The sequence below is a fragment of the Pseudarthrobacter sp. TAF60_1 genome (assembly GCF_052113505.1).
Classification (GTDB): domain Bacteria; phylum Actinomycetota; class Actinomycetes; order Actinomycetales; family Micrococcaceae; genus Arthrobacter.
Genome location: NZ_JBFRDI010000011.1, coordinates 102033 through 113712, shown reverse-complemented (window position 1 = coordinate 113712; position 11680 = coordinate 102033). Strand labels below are relative to the sequence as shown.

The following is an 11680-nucleotide window of genomic DNA, read 5'->3' as shown; positions in this document are numbered from 1 at the left end:
CTGTTCCCACGATATTCACTCCGATACTTTCGCTGTGGACTGCAGCACAGGTGTCTTGAGCAGGGAGGCTGCGGTTGCCACGGCTCCCGCCACGTCGCCGTCGGCCGGGTAAAGCAGCGTCCTGCCTACGGTCAGGCCTTGGACGCCTGGCAGCGCCAGGGCTGCCTGCCAGCTGGCAAACACCTCGTCCTGCGTGCCTTCCGGGTCCCCGCCAAGTAGAACCGTGGGCATGGTGGTCGCGGCCATCACGCGCTCCATCTCGGCCACAACAGGCAGCTTCATCCAGGTGTATGCGCTGGTGGATCCCAACCCCTCGGCGATCGCCACGGATTTGATCACGGCATCGGTGCTCAAGTCATTGCGGACCCTGCCGTTCTGCCACGAAGACAGGAACGGCTCCACCATGGCGATCAGCTTACGCTCGGCCAGCGAATCAATGGCCTTCGCCGTCGCTTCCAAAATGGCCGCAGTATCCGGGTCGCCCAGGCAAATCCTCGTGAGCATTTTGCCGCCATCAGCGCCCAGTGCTGCCAAGGCGACGGCGGTGTGACCGGTGAAGCGGTCATCGATCTCGTTGACCAGCCCGGACAGTCCGCCGCGGTTCATGGAGCCGAAGACTAGCTTGCCGTCCAGCGCACCGAGAAGGAGCAGGTCATCCAGCACGTCCGGGGATGCCAGGACTCCGTCCACGGCGGGGTTCGCCAGGGCGATCTGCAGCCGGTCCAGCAAACCACGCCGGTCGGCCATGGCCACCGCGTTGCTGCCGACGGCGAGGGCACCGCGGGCCGGGTGGTCGGCGGCGACAATAAAGTTCTGGACCCCATACTTCAGGCCGGGATGACGGCGGCGCGAGGCGGCAGCCCTGGCAACGGCATCGGGGTCTTCGAGCCGCAGTGCGCTGAGGTGCTCATAACGGCGCGGGTCGTCGGTGAGGCTCATGACGCTGCTCCTTCGGAAACTGCTTCACGGGGCGTCGCGGCACCGGCAAACGCAGGCACCAGGCGGCCGCGTTCGGCAAGCAGCGAGGTGACTTCATCCGGCGTCGGCATTGCATCAGCACAGGAAAGACGTGAGGCGACTATGGCACCCGCCGCGTTGGCAAAGTCCAGCACTTCAGCGAGCGGCCAGCCGGCCAGCAGGCCATGGCAGAAAGCTCCGCCAAAGGAATCGCCGGCCCCCAGGCCGTTGACGGTCTCCACCTTCACCGGGGCGGAGACCACGCGCTCCGTGCGGGTCTTCGCCATTACGCCTTCGGGGCCGAGCTTCACCACGGCGATCTCCACACCGGTGGCCAGCAGGCGGTCGGCCTGCTCGTCAGGGGTTCCCTCCCCCACCGCGACAGCGCACTCCTTGTCGTTACCGATGGCAACCGTGACATGCGGCAGGATCTTGGCAATCTCGCCCCGGGCTTCCTCCTCAGAAGCCCAGAACATGGGCCGGTAGTCAAGGTCCAGGACCGTGAACTGGCCGATCTTCAGCTGGTCGCGGTCCCTGGCTTCATGGGCCTTGAGGTGCGCTTCACGGCTCGGCTCCTGGCACAGTCCGGTCACGGTTGACCAGAAGATCCGCGCCTTCCGGATGGCGTCCAGGTCGAGCTCTTCGGCCTTGATCTGAAGGTCGGGCGCGGTGGGGAACCGGCCATAGAAGTACAGCGGGAAGTCATCCGGCGGCTTGATGGCACAAAAAGTCACCGCGGTAGGCCACTCTTTCACGGGGGTGACGAACTGATCGTCCACGCCGAATTTGCGCAGCTCTCGGTGCAGGTAAGTGCCGAAGGCGTCGTCGCCGGTGCGGGTGATCACGCCGGTTCGGCGGCCATGGCGGGCAGCTGCCACCGCTACGTTCGAGGGTGAGCCCCCGAGGTACTTGCCGAAGGACTGCACGTCCTCCAGGTCCACCCCAATATCGTTCGGGTAGATATCAACGCTGATGCGCCCGATCGTGAGCAGTTCATGGGTCACGGTAATCGCGGACCTTTCTGTTGTGAACTCTTGCGGGTCAGTGAGAGCTCCGGTATCTGGGTCGGACCGCACGTGAGCGGGGCCACAACCACTACTCTGCACCAATATTCATGTCCTGTCAAAGGTTTGTACTGACATCTTTACAACGGAACGTAGTCTTCTGAAGGAGCGTTCCCGGCAGCCCAAATACAGGCTCCCCGCAAAGCCCCTACTTGCGCGGGACGGCCAGCTCGCCGGTGACGTATTGGGCGCGGCCGAACCCGAAGGACCAGTCGCTTGCACTGTTTTCCACGTAGCCAAGGAAAACGTCCTCACCGGCCACCCCAATTTCGGCCAGCCGGTCGGCGATAGCCGCAAAGAGGGACTGCTTGGCTTCCTGGCTGCGACCTTCCTGGGTGAATATCTGGATCATCACCACGCCGGTGCTGCGCTCAAAGCCGAGACCGGCGTCTTGGGCGAATATCTGGCCCGGCGCGTGCTCCGTGACGATATGGAAGTAGTCCCGCTCCGGAATGCCATACTCGGCCAGGATGGCATCGTGGATGCGGCGGCTGACATTGCCCAGCTCCTCGGGGCTTCGGCCTGCGTTGACATCAATTCGAACCAGCGGCATTGCTTCTCCTCCATAGTTTGTCCTGACATACTAACAAATGGCTGGGCGTCGACACAAGAAGGGTTTGCAGGCCTGTGTTGTCGGGCTGCTACGGCCGGGCTGAAACTGATCCTGCTCCATCATTCGCTCCGCCACCGGCCGAAACCGCTCGATCCCGCGCCCGCAAAGCTCGTCCCCTCGAATGATTGGGCAGAATCCGGCGAAGCATCGAACACCGACGGCGGCCATCCTCCCCTGCTTGCAAGGTGGGCGACCGCCGTGAAAGTCGCGGGACGCACTTAACGCACGACGGCGCCCGCCGCCTTCCGGGGAAGGTGACGGACGCCGTCGTGCGTTAAACAGCAACGCGGGGTCACTTAATGCCCTTCCCGGCGGCGGGAAGGGGCCGAAAGTGACCCCGCGTTGTAGTGCTGTGGTGCTGTGGTGCCTAGAGCGCTGCGTAAACTTCGCGCAGCAGCGTTGCGGTCTCGGACGGCGTCTTGCCGACCTTCACGCCTGCAGCCTCGAGGGCTTCCTTCTTGGCCTGCGCGGTTCCGGCGGAACCGGAGACGATGGCGCCGGCGTGGCCCATGGTCTTGCCTTCGGGAGCGGTGAAGCCCGCCACGTAGCCGACGACCGGCTTGGTGACGTTGGCCTTGATGAACTCGGCGGCGCGCTCTTCAGCGTCGCCACCGATTTCGCCGATCATCACGATGGCCTTGGTCTCGGGGTCAGCTTCGAACGCGGCCAGGGCGTCGATGTGCGTGGTGCCGATGACGGGGTCGCCGCCGATGCCGATGGCGGTGGAGAAGCCAAGGTCACGCAACTCGTACATCATCTGGTAGGTCAGGGTACCGGACTTGGACACGAGGCCGATGGGGCCCTTGCCTGTGATGTTGTTCGGCGTGATGCCGACCAGTGCTTCACCGGGGGTGATGATGCCGGGGCAGTTCGGTCCGATGATGCGGGTGACCTGGTTGCCGTCGGCGTCAACCGTGGACTGGGCCAGTGCCCAGAACTCGGCGGAATCCTGGACGGGCACGCCTTCGGTGATGACAACCACGAGGCCGATGCCGGCTTCGATGGCTTCAACAACGGCGTTCTTGGTGAATGCCGGCGGGACGAAGACGATGGAGACGTCGGCGCCGGTTTCAGCCATGGCTTCCTTGACGGTGCCATAAACGCTGATTTCTGCGTCGCCGTGCAGGACGGTGGTGCCGGCCTTGCGGGCGTTGACGCCGCCCACGATGTTGGTGCCGGCCTTCAGCATCAGGGCGGTGTGCTTGGTGCCTTCGCCGCCGGTGATGCCCTGGACGATGACCTTGGAGTCCTTGTTCAGATAGATAGACATGGTGCGTCCCTTTACTTAGCTGCGTTGGCGAGCTCGGCGGCCTTGTCGGCGCCCTCGTCCATGGTGGCGGCCAGGGTAACCAGCGGGTGGTTGGCCTCGGCCAGGATGCGGCGGCCTTCCTCAACGTTGTTGCCGTCGAGGCGGACTACCAGCGGCTTGTTCGCGTTGTGGCCCAGCTCGGCCAGCGCGCCAACGATGCCCTTGGCGACGGCGTCACACGCGGTGATGCCACCGAAGACGTTCACGAACACGGACTTGACCTGCTCGTCGCCGAGGATGACGTCGAGGCCTGCAGCCATGACCTCGGCGGAAGCTCCACCGCCGATGTCCAGGAAGTTGGCGGGCTTGACGTTGCCGTGGTTTTCACCGGCGTAGGCAACGACGTCCAGGGTGGACATGACCAGCCCGGCACCGTTACCGATGATGCCCACTTCGCCGTCGAGCTTGACGTAGTTGAGGTCCTGCGCCTTTGCCTTGGCCTCAAGCGGGTCTGCAGCGTCCTTGTCCTCGAGCTGCGCGTGCTTGGCGTGGCGGAACTCGGCGTTCTCGTCCAGCGAGACCTTGCCGTCCAGTGCCACGATGTCGCCCGCGCCGGTCTTGACCAGGGGGTTGACCTCCACCAAGGTGGCGTCTTCCTTCTTGAAGACATCCCAGAGCTTGAGGATCACGGCGGCGACCTTGCCGCGCAGTTCCTCGGAGAAGCCGGCGGCTGCAACGATTTCGTCAGCCTTGGCCTGGTCGATGCCAACGGCGGGGTCGATAGCGACCTTGGCCAGCGCATCGGGGCGTTCGACGGCGAGCTGTTCGATTTCCATGCCGCCTTCAACCGAGCACATGGCCAGGTAGTTGCGGTTGGCCCGGTCCAGCAGCACGGAGAAGTAGTACTCCTCGGCGATGTCGGCACCCTGGGCAATCATCACCTTCTTGACGGTGTGGCCCTTGATGTCCATGCCCAGGATGTTGGTGGCGTGCTCAAGTGCTTCATCAGCGGTCTTGGCTACCTTGACGCCGCCGGCCTTGCCGCGACCGCCAACCTTGACCTGTGCTTTGACAACAGTCACGCCGCCGATTTTTTCGGCTGCTGCTTTTGCTTCTTCTGGGGTGTACGCCACGATGCCGGCAAGCACGGGTACACCGTGCGCCTCGAACATATCGCGCGCCTGGTATTCAAACAGGTCCACGGTTTAGTGTCCTTCTACGTCGAAGTAGTTTCTGTACAGTCGGGCACCATCGTCAGACGATGACCGGGCTGCGGATTGCAAACACCTGCGTCCTGTCCGGAAACGAGCCACAGCGTGCAATGCTCCACTCGGAACTCTAGTCCTCTCTGAGGACCGGCCCGTTCCACAGTACCTCTTATGTGAGTAAGCACACTATTCTATGGAACGTAGAAAAAGCCCTACATTACGGGGTTTTTGGGGCCTCAGCCGGTGCCGGAACGGCGGCTTTGGCACCCTTGGAAAAGGCTTCGTAATGATCCCTGGCGACGAAGAAGGCAACACCTGCGGATACGTTCCCGCACGCTACGCCATGGTTATATGGCGAGCAGCGGAGCCCGTTCCGCTCCAGGTTGGCCCCGTCTGCCAGGACGGGAATTTCGCTGAGCGGGCCGCTCTTGCTTCCCTTGGGGCCGTAGGTGGCCTCCATTTGGGTGACGCCGGAACGGCATTCCCCGTATGTGGCCTTGTCCGGCGTGAGCAGCGCCGTGCCGCCGAGGTAGCCCAGACCGGTGCCGGCGCAATCGTCCCGAACATCGCTGGCGGCAGGTTTGGGGTAGTTCGCCAGTTCGCAGTGGGCGACGGGGACGGTGGCCAGCTTGTCGTTGGCGCTGTCGGTAAAACTGTTCAGCTCGTACGGGAGATTGAGGTGCTCTCCCTTGGCAGACGTCAGCGAGCACACGATATTCCGGTCCTCGGTGATGAACGAGAGAACGTCCTGGCCAACCCGGAACCCGGCCGGGTCCACCAGGGCCGCCCGTTCCAACTGTTCCAAGGGCGGCAGCGGCGGCGGAGCCACATAACCAGGGTCCTGGGTGGTGACAGTGCAGGCCGTGGCGGTCACCACAAAGAGGGCGGCCAGGAGCCCCAATACAGTCCGTCGCATGGCCTCCATTATGCCCGGCAGCCGGGGTGGCCCCGTTCGCGAATATCCCTACGTGCCCGCGCTCAGGCGTCGAGCTTCGTCAGCGGCGCGTAACGGAGCAGGAGCCGCTTCTCGCCGACGTCGAACTTCACCTTGGCCACGGTCTTGTCCCCTGCCCCTTCGAGGGCAAGCACCGTGCCGTTGCCGAAGCTGGTGTGGTTCACCTTGTCCCCCACGCTGACGGCCACGATTTCCTTCTGTGGCTGGACCCGGTTCTTGGCGATGACAGCGGGAACGTCCGCATTGAAACCGGCCGAGGAGTCCGCGGCGGCCCCGCGGGAGGAGCCTGCGCCCCAGAACGATCCGCTGTACCGGCTGGAGCCGATGGACCCACCGCTCCCCCAGCCGCCGGACTGCCGGCTGGTGCCTTCGCGCTTCCATTCGACCAGCTCGGCCGGAATTTCCTCGAGGAACTGGCTGGCCGGGTTGTACTGGCTCTGGCCCCACATACTGCGGACTTCGGAGCGGGTGACGTAGAGACGCTTGCGGGCGCGGGTCAGGCCCACATAGGCCAGCCGCCGCTCTTCGGCGAGCTCCTTGGGGTCCGTTGCCGAGCGCTGGTGCGGGAACAGCCCGTGCTCCATGCCGGTCAGGAACACCACCGGGAATTCAAGGCCCTTGGCGGTGTGCAGGGTCATCAGCGTGACCACGCCAAGGCGTTTGGCCTCCGCCACGGCGGCGTCGATGTCAGCCCCGGGCGCGTCCGGGATCTGGTCCGCGTCGGCCACCAGGGACACCTGCTCCAGGAAGGCACCCAGGGAACCTTCCGGGTTCTCCTGTTCGTATTCACGCACGACGGCGACGAGTTCCGCCAGGTTCTCCACGCGGGACTCGTCCTGTGGATCCGTGCTGGAACGCAGCCCGGCGAGGTAGCCGGTCTGTTCCAGCACGGCTTCCAGCGCAGCGGCGGCGCCCGAGCCGGTGGCGACTTCGGCGAGGTCATCGAGCAGCTTCACGAACCCCAGGACGGCGTTGACGGAACGCGTTGCCATGCCCGGGGCTTCCTCGGCACGCCGGGCAGCCGCCATGAACGACATCCGCTCCCGCTGGGCCAGCGCCGCCACGGCACCCTCGGCGCGGTCACCGATGCCGCGCTTGGGTTCGTTAAGCACCCTGCGAAGGTTGACGTCGTCGTCCGGGTTGACCAGGACCCGGAGGTACGCGAGGGCGTCCTTGATTTCCTTGCGTTCGTAGAAGCGGGTGCCCCCCACTACCTTGTACGGCAGGCCCACCCGGACCAGCACGTCCTCAATGGAGCGGGACTGCGCGTTGGTGCGGTAGAAGATGGCCACGTCCCCGGGGCGGAGGTTGTCCTCGTCCTGGAGCCGGTCGATTTCCTTGGCGATGAACTGGGCTTCGTCGTGCTCGTTTTCACCCACGTAGCCGATGATTTTGTGGCCTTCACCCTCGGCCGTCCACAGCCGCTTCTCGGGCCGGTTGGGGTTGCGTGAGATCACTGAGTTGGCGGCCGTAAGGATGTTCTGCGTGGAACGGTAGTTTTGCTCCAGCTTGATGGTGCGTGCTTCCGGGTAGTCCTTTTCGAATTCCACAATGTTGCGGATGTCCGCCCCACGGAAGGCGTAGATGGACTGGTCGGAGTCGCCCACCACCGTCAGCTCGGACGCTCCCGGGCCTTCGCCCACGATTTCCCGGACCAGGGCGTACTGGGCGTGGTTGGTGTCCTGATATTCGTCCACCAGGACGTGCCGGAACCGGCGGCGGTACGAGTCCGCGAGCGCCGGGAAGGCCCGGAACATGTAGACGGTCTCGGCGATGAGGTCGTCGAAGTCCATCGCGTTGGCCTGGCGCAGCCGCTGGGTGTAGCCCTTGAAGACGTCCGCCACCGCGCTTTCAAACGGATCGTTGAAGTTGGCGGCGGAGGCAAAGGAATCAGCGTCGATCAGCTCGTTCTTGAGCGCGGAGATCTTGTGCTGGATGGCCTTGGGCGCGAATTTCTTGGGGTCCAGGTCCAGGCTCTTGGAAACCTGTGTGACCAGCCGCAGGGAGTCGGCGGAGTCGTAGATGGAGAAGTTCGATTTCAGGCCAACGTTGGCCGCTTCCTGGCGCAGGATACGCACGCAGGAGGAGTGGAAGGTGGAGATCCACATGATCTTGGCCCGGCCGCCCACCAGCGCCGCGATGCGCTCCCGCATTTCGGCGGCAGCCTTGTTGGTGAAGGTGATGGCCAGAATTTCGCCGTAATGGGCGCGGTGCGTGGCGATCAGGTACGCGATCCTGTTGCTGAGCACACGGGTCTTGCCCGAACCGGCGCCGGCCACAATCAGCAGGGCGCTGCCGGCATGCTTAACGGCCTCTTCCTGCTGCGGGTTGAGCCCCTGCAGCAGTTCCGCCGCATTCGGCCGGTGGTGCGGCTGGTCTTCGTTGCCCTCTCCGCGGTGCTGCTGGCTGGCCCAGCCGCCCGTGCTCTGCGCACTGTCCGGGCGCTGGTGGCCGGTCCCGCCGCCACCCAGTTCGGCAGCCTGGGAAAGGCCTTCCGGGCGCGACTTGGTGCGGGCTGAGGCTGCCGATGCGGCCTTGAACGGTCCGTCAGAGTAGGGGTCAAACAACATATCCATGGTGCCTACAAGTCTAGGCGGTGGGGCTGACAGTCAGGTTCAACCTGTGGATAACACCGCACCCGCCCACAGGTCCCCACCCCGGACCAGAAGGAGTTTTTGTCCAGATAATGCGCCTAAAAGCCGCCCCACACGGCATTATCTGGACAAAAACTCCGATGAGCCACGGCTCAGGTGACCGAGCCGGACAGGAGGGCTGCACGCAACTCCCCCACCGCCGTCGTGCCTCCCGCCATGAACCACTGCAGCCCGTTGACCTGCACCGAGTCCGTGGCACCGCCGGCAGCCTGAACAATCGCTTTGCCCGGCAGCCAGTCCCATTCCGGGCAGCTGTGCTGGAACCAGCAACCCAGTTGCCCGTCGGCCACGCGGCCCAGGTCGCAGGACCCGGAGCCGAACATCCGCAGGGCGGCGGCGGAGGTCGCGGCCGCGTGCCAGGGCATGGCACAGAGGGGATCCATGAGCCAGGTGGGGTGGATGTAGGTGGCAGCCCCGAGTTCCGCGAGCGCGTTACGGTTGCGGGCGCCACCCTCCTGGTAGGCCGTCAGGGCCTCTCCGTTCAGCGTCGCGGCCTGCGCCGTTCCGCCGAGCCACAGTTTGTCCTCCTCCGGCTGGAAGATCGCACCCAGCAGCACGTCTGCGGAGTCCTTCAGGGCAATGGCCGAGCACCAGTAGGTGGAACCGTGCAGGAAGTTGTAGGTCCCGTCCACGGGGTCAATCACCCAGGTCCGGCCGCTGGTGCCAGCCACCGAGGCGCCCTCCTCGCCCAGGATGCCGTCCTCGGGCCGGCAGCGCCGCAACTGCTCCAGCACGTAGGCCTCGGCTGCGTGGTCCGCCGCTGTCACCACGTCCGAAACCGAAGTCTTCTGCCGGGACTGCAGGCCGGCCATGCGCATCAGGAGCGCCAACTGCCCGGCTTCACGAACCAGGGCCGATGCCAGCTGGTAGTTGTCCAAAGCGGGGTCAAGTTCGAGGGCGCTATGCCTGCCAGTGGTCATAGGACCAGTCTATGCAGCGCCATAATGGTGCCATGGCCAAAACCCCAGCGCAGCGGATCAAGAAGCACGGCTCCAAGGCGGTTGTCCCGCAGCACAGCCTTCCGCCGGTGATCAACCCCACCACGGCCCGCTCCCCGCAGAAGGCCCAAAGCAATTCCAAGCTGATTGTGATCGCGGGCGTGGTGGCCAGCCTCTTCCTGTTCTGGTACCTGCACCTGCTCGTGCTGAACCAGATGACGCAGCTGTCCGGCGGGATGGCTATGCCGGATTCCTTGGTGGGCGGCTTCGATACGTCCTACGTTGGCCAGTTGAAGGCGGCGATGGACGACGACGCCCGAGGCCAGCTCAACTACATCCACAAAACCGCCGGCACGCTGTTCCCGCTCATCTTTGGGTTCACCTGGCTGCTGCTAATCGGTACCAACGTGGCCGGGAAATGGCTCCGGTGGGCCCTGTGGGCCGTCCCGATGCTCTTTGTGGTGGTCCGTTTGTGGGCCAACGTGACCGTGGATTCAGTGCTGGCAGCAGAAACGGCCGATGCCGGCCAGATCGCCCTGGCGTCCGGCCTCACCGTTGCGGGCTGGGTGCTGTTCGTTGTGAGCCTGCTGGCCGGTGCCGCGGCGGTGTTCCTAGGCAAAAAGTCCGCCGAGACAGCTAAGCCCGGGCAGCAGCAGCGGCCCTGATTGCCCGCCGGTGCTGCTGCACGCGCTGGGCTATCACCAGGCCCGCTGCCGCAACGCCGACCGTCACGGGATACCCCATCAGCCGCTCCAGTGTGCCGGGTTCGGGCACGTGCATCCTGGTCAGGCCCCCGGTCACCAGTGCTGCGAACGACGCTAACCCGCACACCAGGACGAACCAGCCGAGCGGCGTCTGCCGCAGCCACAACACACCCAGCACCAGGACCGCCAGCGCGCCCGCAATGAAGTACATGAGCGCGCCGGTGTAGTGCCAGCCGGAACCAAGGTCCTCCGGCACCAGTCCCACGATCATGGTCCCGGCGCCGGCGGTGCCGACCAGGATCCTGACCCAAATCGCGGCGAGCCAGGGCTTCCGGCGGCCGGGCTGGACCCGTGCTCCGGGCCGAGCGGCGACGCACAGCAGTCCCGATGTCAGCAGCAGTGCGCCAAGGAGCATGCCGAGCCCCTGGACCACAAAGGAAGCGTTCATCAGCCAGTGCAGCGGCGAACAGACGTCCCGGCCGTCATAGATCCCGCAGTGGATCGCGCCGAGGTCGCTGATGTAGCCGGTCCGGCGGTCATATGGCCGCGGGCCCGCCCAACCTCCGATCACGGCCGCTTCCGCCACAAAATACTGCAGGACGCTCAGGACGGACCAGGCGCCGATGTAGTGGCGGGTGGACGCCGTGTCCGGGATGAAGACCGCTGCGGGCGTGGACGTAGGGGCTGAACTCATGCCAAGAGCGTAGTACGGCCTCCCACCTTGTATGCTTGTATCCGTGTCCGGACGGACCGGCCCTGCCGGGACAGCGGACACGCGCCCTCGTAGCTCAGTGGATAGAGCACGGCTCTCCTAAAGCCGGTGTCGTTGGTTCGATTCCAATCGAGGGCACTTGAACCTTCCCGCACCGGAGTTCGGCCTCCGCGCCTACCTGCTCGGCCCGGCGCCGGCTGGCCCCGCCATTGCGGGAAAGTGGGCCCTCGAGCGCCAACTGCTGGATCGGTCCGCAGGCACCCGCGGAACCTTCACCGGCGTCGTCATTTATTCTCCAACGGACGACGACGCACTGATCCTCCGCGAGGAAGGCACCATGCGCTGGCCTACTTTCACCGGCCCCGCCTCCCGCGAATACCTCCTCCGCCTTGCCGACCGGCCGGACGCCCTGGACGTGTTTTTCGATGATGGGCGGCCCTTCCATCGGATGAGCTTTGCCCCGGAAGCCAACCTGGACCGGCACTGGTGCGATCCCGATACCTACCGCGTGGCCTATGCGTATGAGGGCCTTGACGCGTTCAGCTACACGTGGGAGGTCAGCGGGCCGCGCAAGGACCTGCTCCTGACGTCGATGCTTCGGCGACTGCCATGAAACGGCTAGGCTC

The 11680-nt window shown here is 64.9% G+C and carries 11 protein-coding genes and 1 tRNA gene; 3 read left to right on the top strand and 9 right to left on the bottom strand.

Annotated features, from left to right (window positions below):
* Positions 1-15: 15 nt before the first annotated feature.
* The 8 genes from AB4Y73_RS13800 to AB4Y73_RS13765 all read right to left on the bottom strand — a co-directional run bounded on the left by AB4Y73_RS13800 (position 16) and on the right by AB4Y73_RS13765 (position 9620).
* Positions 16-939, bottom strand: a complete 924-nt coding sequence (locus tag AB4Y73_RS13800) for a Cgl0159 family (beta/alpha)8-fold protein (RefSeq protein WP_441872440.1) — start codon at positions 937-939, stop codon at positions 16-18.
* Positions 936-1961: a 5-dehydro-2-deoxygluconokinase gene (gene iolC, locus AB4Y73_RS13795; RefSeq protein WP_441872439.1), complete on the bottom strand. Its 1026-nt coding sequence runs from the start codon at positions 1959-1961 to the stop codon at positions 936-938. The genes AB4Y73_RS13800 and iolC overlap by 4 nt, the downstream gene beginning before the upstream one ends.
* Positions 1962-2169: 208 nt before the next feature.
* Positions 2170-2574 (bottom strand): tautomerase family protein, encoded by a 405-nt coding sequence (locus tag AB4Y73_RS13790; protein ID WP_441872438.1) that lies wholly within the window; start codon positions 2572-2574, stop codon positions 2170-2172.
* Positions 2575-3001: 427 nt separating this feature from the next.
* Positions 3002-3904, bottom strand: a complete 903-nt coding sequence (sucD, locus tag AB4Y73_RS13785; RefSeq protein WP_441872437.1) for a succinate--CoA ligase subunit alpha — start codon at positions 3902-3904, stop codon at positions 3002-3004.
* An 11-nt stretch (positions 3905-3915) separates the two neighbouring features.
* Positions 3916-5085, bottom strand: coding sequence for an ADP-forming succinate--CoA ligase subunit beta (gene sucC, locus AB4Y73_RS13780; RefSeq protein WP_441872436.1), 1170 nt, complete (start codon positions 5083-5085; stop codon positions 3916-3918).
* A 223-nt stretch (positions 5086-5308) separates the two neighbouring features.
* Positions 5309-6016, bottom strand: coding sequence for a hypothetical protein (locus tag AB4Y73_RS13775; RefSeq protein ID WP_441872435.1), 708 nt, complete (start codon positions 6014-6016; stop codon positions 5309-5311).
* A 53-nt stretch (positions 6017-6069) separates the two neighbouring features.
* Positions 6070-8616, bottom strand: coding sequence for a DNA helicase PcrA (pcrA, locus tag AB4Y73_RS13770; protein ID WP_441872479.1), 2547 nt, complete (start codon positions 8614-8616; stop codon positions 6070-6072).
* Positions 8617-8792: 176 nt separating this feature from the next.
* A complete protein-coding gene (locus tag AB4Y73_RS13765) occupies positions 8793-9620 on the bottom strand; it encodes an inositol monophosphatase family protein (protein ID WP_441872434.1) in 828 nt (275 codons plus the stop codon).
* Positions 9621-9652: 32 nt separating this feature from the next.
* Here AB4Y73_RS13765 and AB4Y73_RS13760 point away from each other — a divergent pair, with 32 nt between their 5' ends.
* Positions 9653-10303: a hypothetical protein gene (locus AB4Y73_RS13760; RefSeq protein WP_441872433.1), complete on the top strand. Its 651-nt coding sequence runs from the start codon at positions 9653-9655 to the stop codon at positions 10301-10303.
* Here AB4Y73_RS13760 and AB4Y73_RS13755 read toward each other — a convergent pair.
* Positions 10275-11036: a DUF998 domain-containing protein gene (locus AB4Y73_RS13755; protein WP_441872432.1), complete on the bottom strand. Its 762-nt coding sequence runs from the start codon at positions 11034-11036 to the stop codon at positions 10275-10277. The two genes, AB4Y73_RS13760 and AB4Y73_RS13755, sit on opposite strands and share 29 nt — an antisense overlap.
* Positions 11037-11119: 83 nt before the next feature.
* Here AB4Y73_RS13755 and AB4Y73_RS13750 point away from each other — a divergent pair.
* Positions 11120-11192, top strand: a tRNA-Arg gene (locus AB4Y73_RS13750).
* A gap of 1 nt (position 11193) precedes the next feature.
* A complete protein-coding gene (locus AB4Y73_RS13745) occupies positions 11194-11667 on the top strand; it encodes a DUF6314 family protein (protein WP_441872431.1) in 474 nt (157 codons plus the stop codon).
* Positions 11668-11680 lie beyond the last annotated feature (13 nt).